This is a genomic window from Agrobacterium sp. NPDC058088 (assembly GCF_042885035.1).
Lineage (GTDB): Bacteria > Pseudomonadota > Alphaproteobacteria > Rhizobiales > Rhizobiaceae > Agrobacterium.
This window is the reverse complement of record NZ_JBHVSU010000013.1, coordinates 62,646-84,436: the sequence shown is the minus strand read 5'-3', so window position 1 is coordinate 84,436 and position 21,791 is coordinate 62,646. Positions and strand designations below refer to the sequence as shown.

The 21,791-nt window shown below is 59.7% G+C and carries 21 protein-coding genes and 3 pseudogenes; 5 read left to right on the top strand and 19 right to left on the bottom strand.

Translation table 11 applies throughout. From position 1 onward, the window contains the following. The 3 genes and pseudogenes from ACFVTJ_RS23480 to ACFVTJ_RS23470 all read right to left on the bottom strand — a co-directional run. Nucleotides 1-838: hypothetical protein (locus ACFVTJ_RS23480; RefSeq protein WP_386910968.1), on the bottom strand; the 838-nt coding region annotated here is incomplete at its 3' end. A gap of 46 nt (nt 839-884) precedes the next feature. Continuing rightward, nucleotides 885-1,172: pseudogene (locus ACFVTJ_RS23475) on the bottom strand (BapA prefix-like domain-containing protein); the annotation flags it as partial. A 580-nt stretch (nt 1,173-1,752) separates the two neighbouring features. Next, entirely contained in the window at nt 1,753-3,027 is a 1,275-nt protein-coding gene (locus tag ACFVTJ_RS23470; protein WP_386910964.1) for a TolC family outer membrane protein, read from the bottom strand. A gap of 503 nt (nt 3,028-3,530) precedes the next feature. Between ACFVTJ_RS23470 and ACFVTJ_RS23465 the strand changes: the two genes are divergently transcribed. Continuing rightward, nucleotides 3,531-3,671, top strand: coding sequence for a transglutaminase-like cysteine peptidase (locus ACFVTJ_RS23465; RefSeq protein WP_386910963.1), 141 nt, complete (start codon nt 3,531-3,533; stop codon nt 3,669-3,671). A 144-nt stretch (nt 3,672-3,815) separates the two neighbouring features. On the opposite strand, the gene ACFVTJ_RS23460 is transcribed toward ACFVTJ_RS23465, so the two are convergent. Then, a complete protein-coding gene (locus ACFVTJ_RS23460) occupies nt 3,816-4,049 on the bottom strand; it encodes an antitoxin (protein ID WP_386910962.1) in 234 nt (77 codons plus the stop codon). A 117-nt stretch (nt 4,050-4,166) separates the two neighbouring features. On the opposite strand from ACFVTJ_RS23460, the gene ACFVTJ_RS23455 reads away from it, so the two are divergent. Further along, complete coding sequence (locus ACFVTJ_RS23455; protein WP_386910961.1) at nt 4,167-4,367, top strand: type II toxin-antitoxin system VapB family antitoxin; 201 nt, start codon at nt 4,167-4,169, stop codon at nt 4,365-4,367. After that, nucleotides 4,364-4,747 (top strand): type II toxin-antitoxin system VapC family toxin, encoded by a 384-nt coding sequence (locus ACFVTJ_RS23450; RefSeq protein ID WP_386910960.1) that lies wholly within the window; start codon nt 4,364-4,366, stop codon nt 4,745-4,747. Before ACFVTJ_RS23455 ends, ACFVTJ_RS23450 begins: the two co-directional genes overlap by 4 nt. A gap of 515 nt (nt 4,748-5,262) precedes the next feature. On the opposite strand, the gene ACFVTJ_RS23445 is transcribed toward ACFVTJ_RS23450, so the two are convergent. After that, entirely contained in the window at nt 5,263-6,027 is a 765-nt protein-coding gene (locus ACFVTJ_RS23445) for an SDR family oxidoreductase (protein WP_386910959.1), read from the bottom strand. A gap of 38 nt (nt 6,028-6,065) precedes the next feature. Further along, nucleotides 6,066-6,860: an SDR family NAD(P)-dependent oxidoreductase gene (locus ACFVTJ_RS23440; protein WP_386910958.1), complete on the bottom strand. Its 795-nt coding sequence runs from the start codon at nt 6,858-6,860 to the stop codon at nt 6,066-6,068. Between the two features lie 122 nt (nt 6,861-6,982). Here ACFVTJ_RS23440 and ACFVTJ_RS23435 point away from each other — a divergent pair, with 122 nt between their 5' ends. Continuing rightward, nucleotides 6,983-7,924: a GlxA family transcriptional regulator gene (locus tag ACFVTJ_RS23435; protein ID WP_386910957.1), complete on the top strand. Its 942-nt coding sequence runs from the start codon at nt 6,983-6,985 to the stop codon at nt 7,922-7,924. A 119-nt stretch (nt 7,925-8,043) separates the two neighbouring features. On the opposite strand, the pseudogene ACFVTJ_RS23430 reads toward ACFVTJ_RS23435, so the two are convergent. The 13 genes and pseudogenes from ACFVTJ_RS23430 to ACFVTJ_RS23370 form a co-directional block, all read right to left on the bottom strand. Beyond that, nucleotides 8,044-8,256: pseudogene (locus ACFVTJ_RS23430) on the bottom strand (type II toxin-antitoxin system RelE/ParE family toxin); the annotation flags it as partial. Between the two features lie 153 nt (nt 8,257-8,409). Then, nucleotides 8,410-9,807 carry an FGGY family carbohydrate kinase gene (locus tag ACFVTJ_RS23425; RefSeq protein WP_386910956.1) on the bottom strand — a complete coding sequence of 466 codons (1,398 nt, stop codon included), beginning with the start codon at nt 9,805-9,807 and terminating at the stop codon, nt 8,410-8,412. Next, nucleotides 9,807-11,069, bottom strand: coding sequence for an FAD-dependent oxidoreductase (locus ACFVTJ_RS23420; RefSeq protein WP_386910955.1), 1,263 nt, complete (start codon nt 11,067-11,069; stop codon nt 9,807-9,809). The genes ACFVTJ_RS23425 and ACFVTJ_RS23420 overlap by 1 nt, the downstream gene beginning before the upstream one ends. After that, entirely contained in the window at nt 11,066-12,463 is a 1,398-nt protein-coding gene (locus tag ACFVTJ_RS23415; RefSeq protein WP_386910954.1) for an NAD(P)/FAD-dependent oxidoreductase, read from the bottom strand. Before ACFVTJ_RS23415 ends, ACFVTJ_RS23420 begins: the two co-directional genes overlap by 4 nt. 104 nt (nt 12,464-12,567) lie before the next feature. After that, nucleotides 12,568-13,344, bottom strand: a complete 777-nt coding sequence (gene eutC / locus ACFVTJ_RS23410) for an ethanolamine ammonia-lyase subunit EutC (RefSeq protein ID WP_386910953.1) — start codon at nt 13,342-13,344, stop codon at nt 12,568-12,570. After that, nucleotides 13,344-14,744, bottom strand: a complete 1,401-nt coding sequence (locus ACFVTJ_RS23405) for an ethanolamine ammonia-lyase subunit EutB (protein ID WP_386910952.1) — start codon at nt 14,742-14,744, stop codon at nt 13,344-13,346. The genes eutC and ACFVTJ_RS23405 overlap by 1 nt, the downstream gene beginning before the upstream one ends. A gap of 10 nt (nt 14,745-14,754) precedes the next feature. Then, nucleotides 14,755-15,549 carry an ABC transporter permease gene (locus ACFVTJ_RS23400; RefSeq protein WP_386910951.1) on the bottom strand — a complete coding sequence of 265 codons (795 nt, stop codon included), beginning with the start codon at nt 15,547-15,549 and terminating at the stop codon, nt 14,755-14,757. 11 nt (nt 15,550-15,560) lie between these two features. Further along, nucleotides 15,561-16,439, bottom strand: coding sequence for an ABC transporter permease (locus tag ACFVTJ_RS23395; protein WP_386910950.1), 879 nt, complete (start codon nt 16,437-16,439; stop codon nt 15,561-15,563). Next, nucleotides 16,436-17,509, bottom strand: coding sequence for an ABC transporter ATP-binding protein (locus tag ACFVTJ_RS23390; protein ID WP_386910949.1), 1,074 nt, complete (start codon nt 17,507-17,509; stop codon nt 16,436-16,438). The genes ACFVTJ_RS23395 and ACFVTJ_RS23390 overlap by 4 nt, the downstream gene beginning before the upstream one ends. Before the next feature lie 239 nt (nt 17,510-17,748). Then, a complete protein-coding gene (locus tag ACFVTJ_RS23385) occupies nt 17,749-18,789 on the bottom strand; it encodes an ABC transporter substrate-binding protein (RefSeq protein ID WP_386910948.1) in 1,041 nt (346 codons plus the stop codon). Nucleotides 18,790-18,850: 61 nt separating this feature from the next. Next, nucleotides 18,851-19,516 carry an RraA family protein gene (locus ACFVTJ_RS23380; RefSeq protein ID WP_174010606.1) on the bottom strand — a complete coding sequence of 222 codons (666 nt, stop codon included), beginning with the start codon at nt 19,514-19,516 and terminating at the stop codon, nt 18,851-18,853. 15 nt (nt 19,517-19,531) lie between these two features. Beyond that, entirely contained in the window at nt 19,532-20,335 is an 804-nt protein-coding gene (locus ACFVTJ_RS23375) for a carbon-nitrogen hydrolase family protein (RefSeq protein WP_386910947.1), read from the bottom strand. Between the two features lie 126 nt (nt 20,336-20,461). Further along, nucleotides 20,462-21,370, bottom strand: a complete 909-nt coding sequence (locus tag ACFVTJ_RS23370) for a LysR family transcriptional regulator (RefSeq protein WP_386910946.1) — start codon at nt 21,368-21,370, stop codon at nt 20,462-20,464. Nucleotides 21,371-21,622: 252 nt separating this feature from the next. On the opposite strand from ACFVTJ_RS23370, the pseudogene ACFVTJ_RS23365 reads away from it, so the two are divergent. Next, nucleotides 21,623-21,787 (top strand): annotated as a pseudogene (locus tag ACFVTJ_RS23365) (MFS transporter); the annotation flags it as partial. Nucleotides 21,788-21,791 lie beyond the last annotated feature (4 nt).

Genomic DNA, 21,791 nt, shown 5'->3' with positions numbered 1-21,791 from the left:
GCATCAGCGTCTGCATCCGCATCGGCGTCAGCATCGGCGTCGGCGTCAGCATCCGCATCAGCGTCGGCATCCGCATCAGCGTCTGCGTCCGCATCTGCATCTGCATCGGCGTCAGCATCCGCATCCGCATCAGCGTCGGCATCCGCATCTGCATCTGCATCGGCGTCAGCATCCGCATCGGCGTCGGCGTCGGCGTCAGCATCCGCATCGGCGTCGGCATCAGCATCGGCATCAGCGTCGGCATCCGCATCAGCGTCTGCGTCTGCGTCTGCGTCTGCGTCTGCGTCCGCGTCAGCATCCGCATCGGCGTCAGCATCCGCGTCGGCGTCCGCATCAGCGTCAGCATCCGCATCAGCGTCTGCGTCCGCATCAGCGTCTGCATCAGCATCGGCGTCTGCGTCCGCATCCGCATCAGCGTCGGCATCTGCATCAGCGTCGGCATCAGCGTCTGCGTCCGCATCAGCGTCTGCATCCGCATCGGCGTCAGCATCGGCGTCGGCGTCAGCATCCGCATCAGCGTCGGCATCTGCATCAGCGTCGGCATCTGCATCAGCGTCGGCATCAGCGTCTGCGTCAGCATCAGCGTCTGCATCCGCATCGGCGTCAGCATCGGCGTCGGCGTCAGCATCCGCATCAGCGTCGGCATCTGCATCAGCGTCGGCATCAGCGTCTGCGTCAGCATCTGCATCAGCGTCCGCATCTGCATCTGCATCTGCATCTGCATCGGCATCTGCGTCAGCATCGCCATCATCATCTGAAGACCCGCCACCTCCGCCTGCGATAGCGCCACCGGCAGCAAGCAGGCCCAGCGCAGCAAGGCCGAGAATAGAGCCGTCACTCGTTGACGCTCCAACAAGTTGGTCTACGCCTTCAATCTGCGAAAAGCGGAAATCCGCCAAACCGTCACTGTGTTCGCCGAGCCAGAGGTTCCCATCATCGTCTTCCAGCATCAGCTGGCTGTGGTCGCCATCGGCCTCGCGATAGAAGTTTCCGATCCGGATTGTCTCACCGGATCGCATGCGAAGCAGCAAATCGTCGCCATCGCGCACAAAGTCGGAGACCTCGTTGCGGCTGGCGCGAATCTGCACAATGCTGGGCTTGTCTATGTTCAAGTTGTCGAGCGACACGGTCCGAGAACTTCCGGCGGCCTTGTCGGTTATTATCGCAACCATGAAACTGTCCTCCTGCAACGCGGAAACACGGCGACAGAAATTCACTGTCGCCTGGAACACCAAGCAACATTCAAGAAAATGGAGTTTTGCGAACGGCTAACCGCTGCGACGTACAGAGCCTGTAATCAAACGGCTCTCATCTCTTGTCTCAGGGGATTTTCCCTCTCAGGGCCCTCTCCCATCCTCATAATTGCATAAAAACCGAACGTCGCAAGGAAAAAACAACCGCTGAGAGCATTAGCATGTCCTGTTGTACTCACCTCTCCGAAATAACAGTACTGACGTCCCCTCAAAATCCACGGGGAAAATGAAGGGTGCAGCGCGTGGCTTGCCGTCGTCAGAATGCCAGGCTGCAAACCCTGTTTGCGACCGGAAAACCAGCCCGTATTTTTGCGTTGAGCAGGGATATCTCGGCTTCGACAGGTGCTGTCCAAGAAGGCTGAAAAAGAGGGAATATGTGGCAGGAAAGCAAGACGACGCAGAGGCGATCTTCAATCGAAAGACGAACGTCCTATCCATCGAAAATTGACAAATATCAAATAGATAGGTCGCTGCCATCAAGGGGCGCAACAAGTTGCGCCTAGAGCGATATGCCTTGAACGGTCTGGCCTTCGAGCGCGAAGGCTTCGCGCATCCGCCCGGCATTGAAAGTGCAATCGATGTTCAACCTGTGCAGGTCATATTGAATGTTGCTCATATCGAACCTCGCGGCGTGAAGTTCCTGGTCGGCATTGAGCAGATCGAGCAAGGTGCGGGTGCCCAGTTCAACATATTGTGTACGGTAGAGATCGCGGGTCTGTCTCATCGTCGATTGACGCGTCGAAAGTGAGCGGCGCAGGCTTTCCTTGCTGGAAATCTGACTGCTGGCTTCCGTGAGGTTTCGCAGGATATCGACCCGCGCACGCGCCTCCGCAGCCTGTGATGCGCCGAGCGCCTGCACGGCCATGTTCCGCCGCGCGCTTGTTGCGCCACCATTGTAAAGGCTGCCCGTAACCCGCAATCCGACGGTATATTCGGGATCGAAAGAACTCATCTCGGTAACATCGACGCCAATTCCCGCATCGAGAGACAGGGTCGGCAGGCCTTCGGCCTTGGCGAGATCGATCTGTGCGGCTGCGGCTTCACGATCCGCCGCGGCCTGCATGACCGCGGGAACACGCGACCAGTCCATTTCCCTGGTAATGCAGGCTTTTGACAGCCAGGCCGGTATCGTATCCAATACGTCGATCCGTCCCGCAATGCCGCTCAAATTCGCAAGCACCGCTTCCCATCGGGATAATTGCCCTTCCATTTCCAGCAAGGTGGCCTCTGCCGCCTGAACACGCGCCTCAGCCTGCAGCAGGTCGGAACGCGTGCTTGCGCCCTTGTCCGTGCGTGATTTCACCAGTTCGAGAATCGCCTTCGTATCCTTGATCTGGTCTCGCGCTACACCCCGCAGGGAACGGTTGCGCTGAATTTCAATGACCGAATAGGCCGCCTCACGAGCAAGGTCATCCACAGCCATCAGAACCTGCGATTTCCGGCCCGCAATCCCGGCCGTGGCAATCTTCACCCGGTTGTCGACCTTGCCGAAATCATAGAGCATCTGGGAGACATTGAAGTTGAGATCCGGACTGTAGCGATCCGATCGATTGGTACTATAGGAGGAATCCAGCCCCCAGCTGAGATTTGGAAGATAACCGGCGCGGGCTTCATTGACGGATTCAGTCTGCTGGCGCAACCGGCCAATCGTCTCCGTCACGGCAGGGTGCCAGTTTACTGCCTTTCTGACTGCGGTCTCAAGCGACAGAGGCCCCTTGTGCTCGGCGCTTTCGCGCGTCTGGGATGTAGCGGGGCTGGCTGTGGAGCCGGTCACACCTGGCAAATCCCCGCCATGCATCCCACCAACATTGCCGCTGGACGCTGCCGTGCTTATGGCGCCTGCCTGTTGTTTTCGAGCGTTCGGACCGTTCGCACACCCTGTCGCCAGGGCGCTGGCGGCAATGGTGCAAAGGAGAGCTGGAAGCCAACGAGACCGCATTCAACGTTCCACCTTCAAACGGGAAGAATGAGCAAGTTGCCAATACGCGGAACAAAAAGTTGGCCTTTATTGCGCCGATACGAAGCCGGCTTAAGAGGCAGAACTAGGCCAACATGGTTAACGATGGATTAATTTTGCTTAACGAATATTAATCAACGTAAAATAGAAAAACGGGGATACGGCAGAGCGAAGCCGTTTTCCAGGTTGTGAAGGCCAAGCCCTGGTGCCGGTGTTCCGTGATGATGCTCAGCCTGCTTTCTGCCGATACCGGCTGCTGCAGAACTCCGCAGGCACTCCAGTATCGCATCAAGGGCGCGGCATTGTGCCGATGAAACGCGATGCCGGAAACGCGCAAGCGTTTAATGGATATCGGCCTGCCAGCCTCCAATCTGCCGATCATAGTCGTTCGCGATGAACGCGAAGATCGTCATGCCGTCCTTACGGTGAGGACGGATCGCGGCGATTTCCATTCTTCGTAATATGAAACCGAAATTTCTTCGCTAGGACGAGACGCTCTAGGGCTATCTCAAGCGCTGATCCACCAACTACGCCGGTTGCTGAATGGATATTGATGCTTCGGCTTACCGAACGTAGATCTGATTCCGCGGTCAGAATGTGGGCAGTCAAGCACGACCCTCGGAAATCTCCTCATCAAGGATCTCATCCACGGTTTTAGTCGACAGTCTTCCGGCAAGCCCCTCATTGAAGCGGATTTTCATCAACGTCTTCAACTCCTCCCAGGCTCGCTTTGCGTCGGTGTCACCGGGGAAGAGGCGCTCAAGCGCATACTGCTCGCTAGTGCCTTGCGAACCAGCCTTGTCGGGGAAATTGGATAGAAACGAATGAAAAAATGGCATTGCTCTTGAAGAGATTCGAACCGCGACTGCAAAGGGTACAAAAACAATGCTAGCTTGATGGGCGTAGATTTCTGCACCAATTGGTGCTATTTGCGTATCAACGTTTTGGAGCTAGCTATGCGATCAACCATCAATCTCGATGACAGCCTTTTGGAGAGAGCAAAGTCTCTTACGGGTACGAAGGAAACAGCGGCTCTTGTGCGTCAAGCACTAGAGACTTTGGTGCGAGTCGAGTCTGGCAAGCGGTTAATCGCTCTTGGAGGCACGATGCCTGAGGCTGAGGCAGCGCCTCGCCGCCGGAGCGAAGTGGGGAAGTGATCCTTGTCGACAGTTCAATCTGGATTGATCATTTCCGACACGTAGACCTGGAGCTAGTCAAAATCATAGGAGATGATCAGCTACTTTGCCACCCCTTCGTTGTAGGTGAACTGGCCTTGGGTAGTCTGCGAGAACGTGATGCGGTATTAGCGTTTCTCACAGCTCAGCGTGAAGCAGTAGTTGCAACCCATGCAGAGGTAATGACAGTCATTGATCGCCATTCGATATTCAGCATGGGGATCGGCTATACTGATGCTCATTTGTTGACTTCAACTCTCCTGGACCGACGATCCAGCTTGTGGACGAGGGATAAGCGCCTAGCGGCCGCTGCTCGGAAGGTTGGCGCGGCGCTTTATCCCTCTCCGCATATTCCTCATTAGAAATGAAGTTACGAACCCTTGAGTGCAATTCCGCTCTTGCTGGCTATCGAACAAGCGATCTGCGGTTTGAGCCCGCGCATCATGGAGGCGCACTCCGTGCCGAAATAGGATTGGCGTTGAATGAGATCAGCGGCAGTCTCGCCTTTATTGATTTGCACGAAAACTTCGTGCGGTCATTCGTGGTCTCAATCTGGAGGAACTTGCCCGAAATCCTCTCGCCTGCCTGGCTTCCCGAGCTTAAATGATCAACGAATGCGCGTCGCCAGTTGCGGGACAAGCTGCACCGCGCGCTACTGCCCGCCGCCCGTCAAGGAGCCGTCGACGAGGCTATTCTGCGACGCCTTTTTCGTCTCTTATTTGCTAAGTTTCCTGCGCAACGGCTCCGCCTCCGCTCAAGTCTCCAAGCATTTGCAGTCGCGCGCTCTGAGGTAAATCACAAAGACCGAAGCATACTGCGTGCTCTGCCGACAGATTTCGGCCGATGTCTATCGGATCGAGCGCCATCGGCCTTTATCTCAAGCTCCGACCGGGATCGGATTATTGACGATATTGCGATTGAACGCTTCGACGAAGCCGTGCTCGTTAGCGCCCGGATTGTCACGTAGCGGCTTGATTGCATCAACGAGCACTTCGGGGGCGTCTGTCGCAAGCGCGGCGAGCGTCTGCTCGATAAAATCGGGTAGCGGCATGGCGCGCGGGTCACCGCTTTTATAGATCAGATCGGTGTCCACCCATGGCGGGGCGATCTCCTGCACGCGCACACTGGTATCACGCAGTTGAAAGCGTTGCGACAGCGCAAAAGAATGAAGCGCCGCCTTGGTCGCCGAATAGATTGCATTCGTAGCGATCGGAACGAAGGCGACCACACTGCTGGTGTACAGGACGGTTGCGTCGGGTCTCGTTTTCAGATGCTCTATCAGCGCGGAGGTCACACGAATGGGCCCGAGCAGATTGGTGGCGATCAGATCCTGTGCGATGGCGTCGTCAATCGGGCCGGAGACATCATCAAAGGGCATGAAGCCGGCATTGTTGAACACCACATTGAGGTCGGGATAGTTTTTGATCAGTTGCCGTGCGGCGGACTGGATGCTGTCGAGGCTAGATACATCGAGCGTAATCGCCGCCATGCCGGGATTGGCCGCTGTCACTTCGTTGAGCAACGTGGTGCGCCGCCCGGAGATGATCACCTTGTTGCCGAGGCGATGGAGTGCTTCCGCAAGGCCCCGCCCGATACCGCTCGTGCCGCCGGTGATGAAGATGGTGTTGCCAGTCAGTTTCATGGGATCAGTCTTTCATTCTGGAGAGAGTTCGAACGTGTTCAGGCTACCGTCGTGAAGCGCGGAGCAGGCCGGGTGGCTGAGAGCTGCGGGCCAAGGGCGAGACGTGCCGACTCATATGCATTCCACAGTTCGATATCCCGGAGCGCCGGAATGGTACTGGTTTCGCCCTGATCGAAGCCGGCAAGGGCGGCGTCGACCATGTCTTCCGCCTGCATCACGATCTCGGTGGGAAGATGCTCGACCGGCAGGCCGCCAAGAGCCCAGAAATCGGTCCGTGTCGCGCCGGGCAGCACGGCCTGGGCACGGATGCCGCGATCCGCAAGTTCGTGGTTGAGCGAGGTGGTGAACGCCTGAACGAAGGCCTTTGTCCCGCCATAGACGCCGTTGAGTAGTTCTGGCGCAACCGAAACGATCGAGGCGATATTGATGACAGTGCCGCCGCCGCGCGCCACGAAGCCTGGCACCGCCGCGTAGGTCAAGCGCATCAAGGCAGTCACGTTGAGGCGCACCATGGCTTCCATACGATCAACATCACTTTCCAGCAGAGTCGTGTGCGTGCCGATGCTGGCATTGTTGACCAGCGCCGTGATGCTGGCATCTTCGCGCAGCACCTTCTCGACGCCTGCAATATCGGCCGCGTCGCCCAAATCGGCGGCAAGGACTTCGACTGCACTGTTAGTCTTATCCGAGATCGCCGAGGCGAGCGTCTGAAGCTTTTCCCTGTTGCGGGCAACGAGGATCAGGTCGTAGCCGCGCGCGGCAAGACGGTCGGCGTAGATTGCGCCGATGCCGGTGGAGGCGCCGGTGATGAGTGCAGTTCCCTTGGTGGTCATGGATCCGTTCCTTGTTTGTGGAGAAAGCGCCATCGCTTTCGACAAGGACGTTATGGACAAAATGACATTTGTCCGATATGACGTATAAACTACGTTTTTCGGACATACGGTTGGAGGGTTGAATGCCTCATGTTTCCATGGTGCTGACGCCCGGTTTCCAGTTTCTGGCGCTTGGCGTCCAGGCCGCCTTCGAGCTGGCAAATGTGTTGCGGGATGAGACGTATTACACCCTCTCGATCACCTCGGTCGGAGGCGGACCTGTCCTGTCATCGAGCGGTTTTGCCGTGCCGACGATAAAACTCGAAGACGTAGGACAGGTGGACACGCTGCTTCTTCTGGCAGGTCTCGTACCCCCTCCCCAGCAGGATGAAACGACGCTTGCAACTTTACGTGCCATGGCGAAGGGATCGCGGCGGGTCGCAGGGCTCTGCACCGGATCGTTTCTGCTGGGGCAGATGGGCTTTCTCGACGGTCGGCGCGCAACCACCCACTGGTCCTATGCCAAGGAGATGCGCAGAGCCTTTCCAAATGTGCGGGTTGAGGACGACCGCATCTTCATCAACGAGGGACCGGTCTGGACATCGGCCGGCCTGACCGCGGGCCTGGACCTTGCCGTGGCACTGATCGAAAAAGATCTGGGACGTGACGTGGCAAGCGCCATCGCCCGGCGGCTGGTGATGCATTATCGTCGCGCTGGCGGCCAGTCGCAGCATTCCGAACTGCTTCAGCTCGCGCCCAGCAGCGACCGCATTCAAAAGACGTTGATCCACGCCAAAACACACCTCGCCAACCCGTTGACCGTGGAAGAACTGGCCGAGGTTGCGGCCCTCTCCACTCGCCAGTTTAGCCGCGCTTTCCATGCCGAAACCGGCCAGACGCCCGCCAAGGCCGTCGAGCAAATCCGCCTTGAGGCCGCTCGCCTGATGATCGAAGAAACCCGTCACCCCATGGAGAAAATTGCGCAAGAATGCGGCTTCGTTGATCTTCGGCGCATGCGCGATGCCTTCATGCGACAGTATGGGCAGCCGCCGCAAACGATCCGGCGGCTGGCGAAAGCCACCTGAGGATAGCTGGGGAGGCGATTGCTCTTGAAAGGATCAGAACTGGCGATCTCCTTTTTCGGCCCCGCGATTACGTCTGTGCGTCGGGCTTGCGCTCACATAATCTCGCCTCCGTTCAACCGTCATTCCTCCAGACGATCAAGCAAACGCTTCATCAGATCCATTCGTTTGTGAAAAGTCGCTACGATGAGGACGGGCGCATTCTGCCGAGGCAGACAAAAGACATAATTGTGCTGGCATCGGCTCATCCTTAGTGCCGGAGAAAGGGCGGTAATATCTCTGAAAGAACCTCTGCCGTCGGCAAGGTTTGCGATACCTCGCTCCAAACCCGAGACTTAGCGACCTACATGTGAGAGATTATCCAAGGCGATGCAGCAGCTTGGAGTGACTGAGCTGTATACTGCGAAAGCACCGGACAAAACTATTCTCGACATGCTTGCCGAGATGAAAGAGAAGTATGAGCGCCGTCAGGGCGAAGTTCCAAAACTTCAAACGCTCCGCCACTCTCTTGCCAGGTCTATACCACGCGCAAAGCGAGCATGGTCTTCCACATCGACTGATCCATTGGGTGTGAATATCTCGGCATCGTTTCGCGCGGCTACCAAGTCGATACCGCACAGCTCTGCGAGACCGAGCGCCGTGAATTCGTGCATCGCGGGCACGCGAATTCTCCGATTGCTGGCCGCGGCCAGGAAGGCGGCGAAATATCGACTCTTCGACAAGCCACCATCGATCGAGATCGTGTCGCCGATCGGCACGACAGCCTGCGCCGCTTCAATGAGCTGAACGGTCAGCAAAGCGATACCTTCAAGCAGTGCGCGCACCATATCACCCCGCTCCGTGGAATGGTCCATGCCAATGAAGAGTGGCGCAGCCCTCCTATCCCAGTAGGGCGCGGCAAGGCCGGACAATGCTGGGACGAAGGCAAGGCCTCGACGAATAGCCGATGGTCCCTCGAAACCGTCCAGTTCGGAATTGTCGGCGTAAAGGCCGATCTTTCGCGCCCATTCTAGCGCAGCGCCTGCATCATACACCCCGCCCTCGATAGCAAGCACGGCGGCGGCTCCTTGCTTCTGCCATGCAATGGTCGGGAGAAGTTCGCCCGTCAGCGGGCGATGGTTGCCAGTGACCGCGAGAAGGAAAGCGCCTGTGCCAAAGGTTATCTTACATTTTCCCCGCCTGCGGCAACCATGTCCATAAAGCGCTGCCTGCTGATCGACAATGGAAACGCGTACAGGCGTTCCCTCAATCGCACCGAAGCCGCCATCAACACTGCCGATCGGGGGAAGGCAGTCCATGGGAATATCGTGCAGCGCGCATAGTGCCGGGCTCCAGGCCCCGGTTGCCAGATCGAGCAGTCCCGTGCGAGAGGCAGTTGCCAGGTCAGTGCAGAAACATCCCGTCAGCCGATCCAGAAAGAAGGCGTCGGTAGTACCGAGCCGCAGACGTCCTGCTGTGCGCGCCTCAGCCACCGCAGAATTGTTCTTGAGTAGCCACGACAGTTTGCTCGCGGAAAAATAGGGGTCAAGAGGTAGTCCGCAGATTTGTCTCGATAGTTCCGCAGCCGAATGCGGTAAAGCGGCCAGAGCTTGTGCGGTGCGGGCATCCTGCCAGACAATCACCGGAGACAGCGCCTCTCCGCTTTCGGCATCCCACGCAAGGCAACTCTCGCCTTGGTTGGCGATGGCTATCGCATCGACGGGTCCGGCTGCCGCCAGTACCTCGCGGATGTTGCGCAACAATTCTTCCGGATCCTGCTCTACATAGCCGGGAGCCGGATATGATTGCGCGTGGCGCAGACTCGAAGCGACCTCAACCATCCCGTCTTCGCTTATCACGAGGCATCGGGTCGATGTCGTTCCCTGATCTATCGCTGCAACGCGCATCAATTCGTCTCCAGAAAGTGAAAAGCAATCGCGCCTGCTTCAGCCACCGCGCGGGGTATCGGCACGCGCACTCGGCGTTCGGGCAGCCACAGGCCGCTCTTGCTCCATACTTCTCTGCCGTCAAGATGAAGCGAAAGTCGCCCTTGCACACGTCTGGTAAAGCGCAGCTGAAAATCGCGAAAGGTCGCTTCGTCCAGTCCCGGCTGCCGCACCATGGCGGGCACCACGAGTTTGATCGGTTCTGCGAATGTGACCGGCACCGCCCGCGTAAGGCAGGGTTCACGGGCAAGATCGGCCGCAACGGCAGCGCCCACACGGCGGCCTTCGCGAAACGACCAACCGCCCGTTTCCACGGCCCGCAAGACGTTCCCGCCGGCGAAGAAGATCGGGTTGGCCATCCGGCCGTCCTGATCGATCAAAGGTCCCTCGCTGCCCGCCGCCACATCAACCGGGGATGCATGCAAAAGCGCTGCCTCGGGCGTGAATTGCCCGGTGAGCAGCACACCGTCGCATGCGACGGTCATGATACGACCATCCGACAGACGGATGTCCGCCTCTTCGACGCGCCCGCGCCCGCGTATATCCACAAGCGTCGCATTGCACATAAAGGGTATGCCGACCAATCGTGGAAACCACCGGAAAAGCGGGTGCGCCAGCGGCTGCGGCCCCGGCTCGATCATTGCTACCGGCCGTGCCCCATGCGTGAGACAGGTGAGCAGCGCGGAAAAGGAAACCAGTTCCGAACCGATGATGAGCGGCCGGCGAAAGGGCATGATGCCGTGAAAAGCGATATAGGATTGCAGCGTGCCTGTCGTCACGACCCCCACTGGCCGGTCGCCCGGCAAGAGCCGCACCGAGCGTGGTTTTTCACGCGCGCCCGTGGCCAGCACGATGCGCCGGGATTTCAACCTCTCCACCCCGCGCGCCGATGTCACCAGCAGCGTACCATCCTGCCCCAGTTCCACCACGGAATGCCCGGTGCGGATATCGACACCGGCAGCCTGCGCCTGCCGCTGCAGACGCCGCGCATAGGCCGGGCCGAAATAGATGCGTCCGAATTCGCGCATGCCGAAAGGCGAATGTGTGCAATGGCGGGGTGCGCCGCCAAGCGCCGGCTCACGTTCGAGTATGGTTACGCGTGCAACGCCACGTTCCTTCAGCGCCAGCGCTGCCGCGACACCCGCCGGGCCACCGCCGACGATGATGACATCGGCAACCGCATCGTTGTCCCTCGTCTCATGAAAAGGCTCCCCTGCGCTCATCGGTCGTCTCCCGCAGGGACGGCAAGCGGTACGGCCAGACGGTCGCCCGTCATCGCCGCCAGCTGGGCATTGCAGTAAAAACCCTGACACCGCCCCATGCCCGCACGGGTGCGCCGCCGCAGGCCGCCGAAATCGCCCGGCGGCACGGGACTGGAAAATGTCGCGTCGATCTCCCGGCGGGTCACAAGCTCGCAATGACAGATGATTTCGCCATGATCGGCGCGCTGCCAGTCCCGCTCGCAGGTTTCGCTGAGATTTGGCATCGTCACGTCAGGCACCGCGGCAGGGGGTGAAAAATGCGTGCCAAAACCTTCGTGAAGCGCAACGGCATGCTGCGCAAGGCCGAGCGCCGCACTGAGCCCCGTGGACCGCACCCCGCCGAGCGTGATCGCGCGCCGGTCCGGCCGGGCGGAAATCCGGTAATGTTTCTTGTCCGATGCCGGGCGCAGGCCGGCATAGACGGCGGTCACGGAGACGGAGGCGAGTGCCGGAACAATGGCATTGCCGCGTGCGAGCAGCGCCTCAAGCGCCGCCGTTTCCACCGTCGCACGCTCGCGGTCATCCTGCTCTTCAGCTGTCGGGCCAATGAGAACGTTGCCAAAGGCGGTTGGGCAAACGACGACGCCCTTGGTGATTTCGGTGGGCACGGGCAGGATGATGCGCGGCACATGCCGGCGGGCGGCCTTGTCCAGAACGACAAATTGGCCTTTGCGAGGTTTAATGGTGAAATCGGGGGCAAGACCCAGCCGCGCATCGACAGTATCGCCGTACAACCCGGCCGCATTGACGACGCTTGCTGCACGGATCGGACCTGCCGTCGTCTCTATCCGCCATTCGCCATCGAACGCACCGGACAGCACCTCGGCATTGCGCACCAGCTGCGCGCCAAGCGCCACCGCCTGCGTGAGATAACCGAGCGGCGCTGACCAGGGATCGATGACGTGTTCACCGGGAACTTCGAGTGCTGCGACAAGTTGGCCAGACAAGCCGGGCATGGTGTCCCGGGCCTGTCGGGCCGTGAGCAGACCGAGCTCGGCAATGCCGTTGCGCCGCCCCTGCTCGGCAATCGCCTCCAGGCTTCGCGCCTCATCGGCATGCCAGGCACATACCAAGGCGCCGGTTTCAACGAGACTGAGGCCCATTTGGCTATGAATGGACAGATATTCTGCCCGACCCGCCTTCACCAATTCCAGCTCCAGACTGCCCTCCGGCGCATCGAAGCCGGTATGGAGGATAGCGCTGTTGGCCTTCGATGCCCCAGAGAGGATATCGGCACCCTTTTCGATGACAATAACCTTGGCACCTGCCAGCGCAAAACGGCGGGCAACCGCGCAGCCGACCACGCCAGCGCCAATGATGGCGACGTCGAATGCTGTGGAGGGATTGGGGTCCATGGGCTTGCCTTTATTGTCGTGGTTCGAAAGCGAAACCAACAGATGCGACGGATCGGGCCGATGCACCTTGCCGGTTCGTGGCTATGCATGAGGTTCGCCGTGTTTCAGTCGGGCAGAGCCGTCACCGGCTTTTCGAACTCCACCAGCGTCACGCCGCTCGTCTCCTGCTGGAACATGGCGCTGATCAGGGTCATGATCCTGCCTGCCGCTTCAATGGGCGGCACGCCACCATCGCGAATATTGGAAATGCAGTTGCGTCGGGAATCCGGCAATCCGGTCTCCGGCTCGAAGGTGACATAGGCGCCGAGACTGTCGGCCGCCGAAAGACCCGGTCGCTCGCCGATGAGGATCACCGACACCTTTGCGCCGAGTGCCGCGCCCACGTCATCGGCCAGCGCCACCCGCGCCTGTGTGGCAAGAATGATCGGCGCAACCGTCAATCCGTTGCTTGCAAGCGCCTCAAGCAACGCCTGCGCCACCGGAACGGCGTTCATGTCCACAGCCGTTGCCGAAAGCCCGTCAGCGATCACCAGTGCGACATCCGCCCCCTTGGCCTGCCCGTCGAGTGCAAGGCGGCCCTCGTCTGACAGGGAGCGGCCGAGATCGGGCCGGCGCAGGTAATCCGCACGATCCCTGGCGCGGCTTGCGACATGCACGACATCCGCACCGCAGGCACGCAGGTCATGCTCCACCTTATCGATATCCAGCGGACGCCACACGGCCTGGCGCGCCTGGGCATGATCCAGCAGAAATGCCTGCACTGCGCGCGTGGGCGGGCTTGCACCGGTGCGGCCGAGCGCCACGCGCGCCTCGGTTGCCGTGCGCAGGGCCTTGAGCCGTTCCGGCGGGCCGGAGATGAGGAAGGGCCGGCGGTCTCGCATCAGGCGGCATCACTTCCCAGAAAATAGAGTTCGCGGAGCTCGTGATTCATCAGCGCCGGGTTCTCGATCATCTGGCCGCCAGCATCCGTCACGCCCATCTTCACCAGCCACGCCTCAAATTCCGGCGCGGGCGGGCGCTTCAGCGTTTCACGGGCATAGATTGAATCGTGATGGGAGAGCGTCTGGTAGTTCAGCATGACATCGTCAGAACCCGGCACGGTGATGACGAAGTTCACATTGGCGGCACATAGCATGGTCAGAAGCACGTCCATGTCTTCCTGGTCGGCATCGGCGTGGTTGGTATAGCAGACATCGACACCCATCGGCAGGCCGAGCAGCTTTCCGCAGAAGTGGTCTTCAAGGCCCGCACGTATGATCTGCTTGCCATTATAAAGATATTCGGGACCGATGAAGCCAACGACGGTATTGACCAGAAGCGGCGAGAATTCACGCGCAACGGCATAAGCGCGCGCTTCCATCGTCTGCTGATCGACTCCGAAATGCGCATCGCCCGAAAGGGCGGCGCCCTGCCCGGTTTCGAAATACATGAGGTCTGTGCCGACGGTCCCGCGCTTCAGCGACAGGCCGGCATCGCGGGCCTCTCGCAGGACGGCAAGATCGACCCCGAAACCTGCATTCGCCTTCTCGGAGCCGGCAATCGACTGGAACACAAGATCGACGGGTGCAGCGCGCTCCATCGCCTTGATCGCCGTCGTCACGTGGCCAAGGCAGCAGGTCTGGGTGGGAGTGTCGAGCCATTGCCGCAAATCGTCCAGCAGCTGCACGACGCGGATATAGTCCGGCACGGCGCTGGTGGCCGGGTTGACGCCAATCACCGCATCGCCGCTGCCGAGTAGCAATCCGTCAATGGCCGAGATGGCAATGCCACGGGAACAATCCGTCGGATGATTTGGCTGGTTGCGGGTGGACAGGCGGCCGGAAAGACCGATCGTGTTGCGAAAACGGGTGACGACTTCGCGTTTGGCCGACACTGTCACAAGGTCCTGCAGGCGCATGATCTTGGAGACGGCCGCCACCATTTCCGGCGTCAGACCCCAGCTTACTGCTTCAAGTTCCACGTGCCCGACCCTGGAGTTGAGTAGCCATTCGCGAAATTCCCCGACCGTCAGGGAGGCGACCGGCGCGAAGGCCCGTGCGTCGTGCTGGCGCGCGATCAACGCCGACACCTCGTCATCCTCGGAAGGGATCAATTCCTCCCCGACAAAGGTCGAGAGCGGCAGATCGGCCAGCGCCATCTGCGCCGCCAGTCTTTCCACCGGCCCCTCCGCCGCAATGCCGGCGAGCTGGTCGCCGGACCTTTCCGGCGTCGCCTTTGCCATCAGGGTCTTCAAATCGTCGAAACAATAGGTCGTGCCGGCGGCGATCTGTCGATAGGCCATCCTTTGCGCCCTACTTCACGAAGGTCTTCGTCAGGCCCACCGTGCGGTCCACGATGAGGACGACGGCAAGCGTGAGCACGATCAGCAGAACGGAAATGGCCGCAACCAGCGGATCGGCCTGGGTTTCGACATGCTGATACATGGCGACGGGAAGGGTCGTGATGCGCGGACCGGTGAGGAACAGCGAGATCACCGCTTCATCGAACGAGACAAGAAAGGACAGCGCTGCCGTCGCGACGATACCCGGCGCGATCATCGGCATGGTGACGCGCCAGAAGACCTTGAGAGGGGATGCCCCCAGCGTGGACGCGGCCTCCTCGTAAATCAGCGGCAGGCCCGAAAGCGACGTGGTAAGCACACGCAGCGCATAGGGCAAAACGATGATCAGATGCGCGATCACCAGACCCGTAAAGGTGCCGAGCAGGCCCGCACCGGCAAAGACGATCAGGATCGCAAGGCCGAGAACGATGGTCGGCAACAGCAGCGGTGCGGTGAAGAAGGCGAGCAATGCATCCGCGCCGATCACCCGCATCCGCACGATTGCGTAGGAGGCGGGCAGCGCGATCAGCATCGATAGCACGGTGACGATGACGGCGAGAAGCGTGCTTGTGCCGAGCGCGCCGATCATCCGGGAATTGTGCATGAGTTCCACATACCAGCGCAGGCTCCAGCCGGACGGCGGAAAGGCCATGTAGCTATCCGCCGAAAACGAGATCGGCACGACAAGCACCACAGGCGCCAGCAGAAAAAGGAACATGGTGAAGGCGACGATTTTCAGCGCCAGCGGAGCGGGACGGTCTTCCATATTCTTTTCCTTTACAGAATGGCCCGCAGAAGCCGGGAATAAAGCACCAGGGCCGCACCGAAGATCACGAGGATGATCATCGACAGCGTGGCGGCGAGCGGCCAGTTGAGCGTCACGATCGCCTGGTCGTAGATTTCCGTTGCCAGAAGGAAGACGCGTCCGCCGCCGAGCAGCTTGGGCGTGATGAACGAGCTGACGGCCAGAACGAAGGAAAGCAGGCAGCCGAGCGCTACGCCGGGCATGGTGAGCGGCACGATGATCCGCCAGAATACTTTCCATGGCGATGCGCCGAGCGTTTCGGCCGCTTCCTCGACACGCGGATCGAGCCTGCCGAAACCGGCCAGCAGCGCCAGGATCATGTAGGGCATCAGGATTTCGGTGAGCCCGATGACGACGCCGACCTTGTTGAACAGCAGCCGCACGCCGCTTTCAGCGCCGAGCGCAAGCAGGATGTTGTTGATGAGGCCATCATCGGCGAGGATCGCGATCCAGCCATAGGTGCGCACCACAGCCGAGGTCAGAAGCGGCGAAATCACCAGCACCAGCAGAAGCGTCTTCCAGCGGCCTTGCGCCCGGTGAAGATAGAGCGCGATGGGATAGGAAGCGATGAGGGTGAGGATGGTGATCATCAGGCTGGTCAGGATGCTCTGGCCAATCAGTTCGATATAGAAACCGTCGGTCAGCGTCGATGTCCAGTTGTCGAGCGTATGGGCTTCGCCGAGACCACCCCCGCCAAGGCTTTCGCGGAAGGAAAGCAGCAGCAGATTGAAGACGGGCATGACGAAGGCGAGACCGTTAACCGCAATGATCGGCCCCAGAAGCAGGGTTGCAAGAACGACGATGGTGGAGGTGCGGCCGCCGGGAGCCGTGATCATGACCGCCGCTGTCATTGGTTTGCTCCAAAGACCAGAGTATCTTCCACGCGCCAGACGAGACTGACCGCGCTGCCTGCCGCAACCGGGGTCTCGCCGCCCGACGTCGCACGCTCGACGGACAGGGTCTGGCCACCGGCGGCAATCTCGTAATGCAGGATATCGCCGGCATAATAGACATCGCGGACTTCGCCGGCGATGCGGTTAACGGGAGCTCCGCCGAAATCGGGAACGGCGTCGCCCGCGACTGTCATTGCCATGCGGTGCGGCCTTACCATCAGGTCGATCGCGCCGCTATGTGCGCCGGGCGCACGCAGCACCGCATCGCCGACCGTGATGCGGTCTCCGGCCGCGTTGCCCACCAGCCTGTTGGTACGGCCGACGAAAGACGCGACGAACGCCGTTGCCGGGCGCTCATAAAGATCATGCGGCGTGCCGAGCTGTTCCAGACGCCCGCCATTGAGCACCGCGACCTTGTCGCACATGCTGAGCGCTTCCACCTGATCGTGCGTGACGAAAATCGAGGTGATGCCAAGCTGCTTCTGGATACGGCGAATTTCGGCGCGCATCTCGTCGCGCAGCTTGGCATCGAGATTGGAAAGAGGCTCGTCGAACAAAAGGATGGACGGCTGGATCACGAGCGCGCGCGCCAGCGCGACGCGCTGCTGCTGGCCGCCGGAAAGCTGGGCGGGGCGGCGATCCTCGCGCCCTTCCAGCCGCACCATGGCAATGGCTTCGCGGGCACGGCGCTCCGCTTCGGCCGCCGGCACCTTGCGCATTTCAAGACCGAACATGACGTTCTTAAGAACCGTCATGTGCGGGAAGAGCGCGTAGCTTTGGAAAACAAGACCAATGTCACGCTTGTAGGGTGCAAGCGTAGTGACGTCCTTGCCGTCGATCAGGATTGAGCCCGAAGAAACGGGAGAGAGGCCTGCAATCATGCGCAGCGACGTCGATTTGCCGCAGCCGGAAGGGCCGAGAAAGGCAACCAGTTCGCCCTTGGGAATCTCCAGATTGAGATTATCGACGGCAACGACTGTCTCGTAGCGCTTGGTCAGTGAACGGATCGAGAGGAATCCTGGCTGCATGATATCTGACGTTCCCATTCTGGCTTCTTGCCTTTCTCCAGACCACGTCCGACCCTTGAGGAAAGAGTGGACACGTGCTGTTCTTGATCTAAGCAACCGCAGCGAAATTCGCGTGCGCTGTTGGCGGTTGCTTGCGCAGTAAGGACCTTGCGGTTCCTCGGAATGCCTGGCCGGTTCGACCCACCCCTCCCCCGGCCCCAGCACCGGGATGAAATGAGCCGACACCAGGCCTAAAAGTCTTACCGGCTGAGCGGGATGACCTTGCGGCGCCAATCTTGCGTGATCTGGTCGCGGACCTTGGAGAGGCCGATCCAGTCCACCGGAATGACCTTGTCCATCGCCTTGACGACCGTGCGGTCACTCACATCGGCAGCAACCGTTGCCTTGGCGTTGGTCGGCGCATAATACATGGCGGCGGTAAAGGCCGCCTGGGCTTCCGGGCTCAACGCATAATCAACGAACTTGCGCGCGGCTTCGGACGACGGGCCGCCCTTGACGAGGTTGAGCGTGTTGATCTGGAGGATCGTGCCTTCCTTCGGCAGAACCACCTTCATCTTGCCGTTGGAACCGTCGGCATTCACCTGGCTGCGGGCGTTCCAGCCCACGCCCAGCGAAACCTGACCGTTAACGACATTCGGATAGACTTCCGGCTTCGGCTCCCAGGTCTGAACATTCGGCGCAACTTCCGCCATGGCCTTGATGCCGGCATCGATGTTCTTGATGAAATCAGTGCCGCCATTCATGTGATCCATGATGATCGTGGTGCCGATGCCGACGATATCGGGGGCGCTGAGCATGGCGACCTTGCCCTTGAATGCGCTGTCCTTCAGGGCGTTCCAGCTGTCGGGCGGCGTCTTGATGGCATCGGTATTGTAAATGAGCACGAGATTGTCGAACGTTACGCCAACGCCGGCCACGCCCTCGAAACGGGCGTTGGGGTAGAGATCGGCGACGTTCTTGGACACGCTTTCATCAACCTTGTCGAACAGACCTTCGTCCGTGCCTGTCTTGGCGACTGAAACGTCCATCAGGGCGACATCGGACTGCGGAGCAGCCTTCTGCGCGCGCAGCGAGCCGAGCATTGCGGCAGAACCCTGCTGCGGGAAATATTCGATCTTGATGTCCGGGTTGGCCGCCATGAAAGGTTCGATGACAGCCTTGGTGTAGCGCTCCTGGAAAAGGCCGCTATAGCCGAGGAACGTCACGCTCTGCTGCGCATGCGCCGGCATGGCGGCCGCACCGAGCATGAAAATTCCACTGAGAAGTATCATATTCTTCATTGTCTTGTTCCCTCTATTATTATTGGCGGTGGCGGACTGGTCCGCCACCGGTGAGAAGGCATCAGGCGCTGAGCTTGGCCTGAACGAGCTTGTTGGCGCCGGAGATATCGGGCAATTTCTCACCGTTGCGCAGGCGTTCCAGAAGCACGATTTCTGCTTCCTGCATGCCGATGGCGCGCTCGGCCATGGCGCGGGCCTGGCTTGGATGAAGCGCGACAACGCCGCTTTCATCGCACAGGATCGCATCGCCCGGATTGATCGTCTGCCCGCCGACGCTGATGGGAATGTTGATCGCGCCTTCCAGACCAAGGATCTTGGTGGTGATCGGCGAAGGGCCACGGCACCACATGGGCATATCGACCTTGGCGAATTCCGAGAAATCGGTCGCCGGGCCATCAACGACGCCGGCTTTGACGCCTGCCATCTTCATGGTGTTGGTGATCACACCGCCCCAGCAGGCGTGGCGGGTATCGCCGCAACGGTCGATGAGGACGATATCCCCGGGACGCACGAATTGCGAGAGATAGTGGAGCATGGTCGAATCCGCATTCGGGATGCGCAGCGTGACGGCGGTACCGGCCACGCGCTTGCCCGGAAGGACGGCGCGGATTTCAGGATCGACGAAGCCGGAGTGAAGCACGTGACCGATCGTTGCCACCTCGACCTTCTCAAGAAGCTCGATGATGTCTGCGCCGATCTGTTCCGGCATGGGGTTGGCGATAAACATTAGGTCTTTCTCCGATCAGAGAACGTGGTGGTTCGCCACCGGTACGTTGGCGCGCACCTTGGCTGAATAGTCGAAATCGAGGGCGGCCCCGGCCGTTCCGACGCTGTCGGAGCATTGGGCGACGATGTGGCCCCATGGGTCGATGACCATGGAGTGTCCCCAGCAGGCCTTCTTCCCGCCGGCATGGGTGCCGATCTGGCCAACGGCCAGGAAGTAGGTCTGGGTTTCAACCGCGCGGGCGCGGGCCAGAACTTCCCAATGGTCCTTGCCGGTCATCAGGGTAAAGGCAGCCGGCAGAACGATGACGTCCGCACCCTTGTCGCGCAGGGCGCGGAAGAGTTCCGGAAAACGAATATCGTAGCAGATGCCACAGCCAACCGTCTTGTCGCCCACCTTGTAGGTCACGACATCTTCGCCACGGGCGACCGAGTCGGATTCACGGTAGCTGATGCCGTTCGGCGTATCCACGTCGAACAGGTGGATTTTGCGGTAACGGGCGATCTGGCTGCCATCAGGACCGAAAACGAGTGTCGAATTGTAAAAGCGGTTGCCTTCCTTCTCGACGATGGATCCGGCATGCAGCGTGATCGCGTGCTTCTTGGCCAGCCCAGAGAGCAGCGTGTAAATCTCGCCGCCGGGAAACTCTTCCCCGCTCTCATGCATTTCCTGAGGATTATCTCCAAGAAATGCGAAGTATTCAGGAAGAACAACAAGGTCTGGATTATCCGCCTTGACTGCCTTATCAATAAGATCGGCAGCAACCTTCAGGTTTTCTGCCTTGTCATTCTGGGTATTCATTTGAACAAGTGAGACTTTCACGTTGCTCTCCTCTCATGTTGCGAGGAGAATTAAGAACGGGAACTGTTTCCATTACAAACGGAAAAACTCTATCGAAACCCATAAGGTAAGCTTATAGATTAATCATTTTGCGCTGCAGCGCAAATTTTAGGCGACGGATGTCATCCATTGCGTGGTAGTCTCGCTGACGATTTCGGTCGCCATATCGGCAATGGCCCTGGCGATCGCGTTGTCGCCACGCTCCTGATAAACGGTGTGGAAAGTGAGCGGCGGAACAGAGGGACTGATATCCAGAATACGCGCCTCGCCTGACTTGATGATGCCGTCCACCAGCACGCGCGGCAAGGCACCCACACCGACGGCGGCCGCCACAAGGCGGGTCATGATCGACAGCGAATTGGAATTGTAGATGCGGCTGTCGGACAGCCCGTGAGAATCGAGCAAAGCGCGCAACGCCTGATGCGGCTGCGAACCCGTGGAAAAGGTAAGTAACGGAAAATGTGCAATATCTTCGAGTGTGACACCCGTTTCAGGTAGCGGCAACTCGACCGCGCCGACCCAGCAGGACTCGAAGGTACAAAGGGGCGCGTTATAGATGTCAGCAGACATAATCGGGCCCATGATAAAACCGACATCCACCTCCCCGTTTTGAATGCGCTGGGAGAGCTTCAGGCTGGTGTCGATGGTGAGATCGAGACTGACGCCGGGGTATCGCTCGTGCATGCGACGGATCAAAAGCGGCAGCCAAGCATATACGATCGTATCAGCCGCACCAATGCGCACCGTGCCCCTCAACGCCTCCCTATTGCTGACGATCTGTCGGAACTCGCCGGTGAGGTTGATGATCTTTTCTGCATGTTGCAGCGCCAACCGACCTGCAGGCGTCAGGTTGACGCAGCGCACATCTCGCGTAAACAGCAGAACTCCGAGTTCACGCTCAAGGGCGGCAATGCGATTAGACACAGAAGCTTGCGTAGTGTGCAGGCGTTCCGCAGCGGCCGAAAAACTGCTCAGTCTTGCAGCCCAGAGGAAGGTTTCGAGAAATCGTGTGTTCATGGGACGGAATTTCCTTACCTCGATTGACTGAATACCTGAAATGTTAGTGCAAGCTCGGTCTCGTTGCCAATGGCACTGGCGACACCGCCCGCGCAGATACAATCTCCTTTTTGGGGAACCTCGCAATCGCGAAGTCGGCGCCGTGATTGCGGCGATTTTTACGACTCGTTACTTCGATTGACGGATCATCACTGCGTCAACCGCTTACGATCAGATTTGATGTGTTGAACTACCAACCGTCTCCCATCGAACAGCTTGGCAGTCGGCGCCGGGGCGCCCTTCGTGTTCGCGGCGGCCATGGAGAACATCTAGCTGAGCTCCGCCCTCGTCGCTAACGCATGCCTCGGGGCGATTAGCATCGCGGCATTCGTCGCGGTGGCAGCGTCCTGCCGCCAGCCTACCACCGCAGCGGTTTAATCCG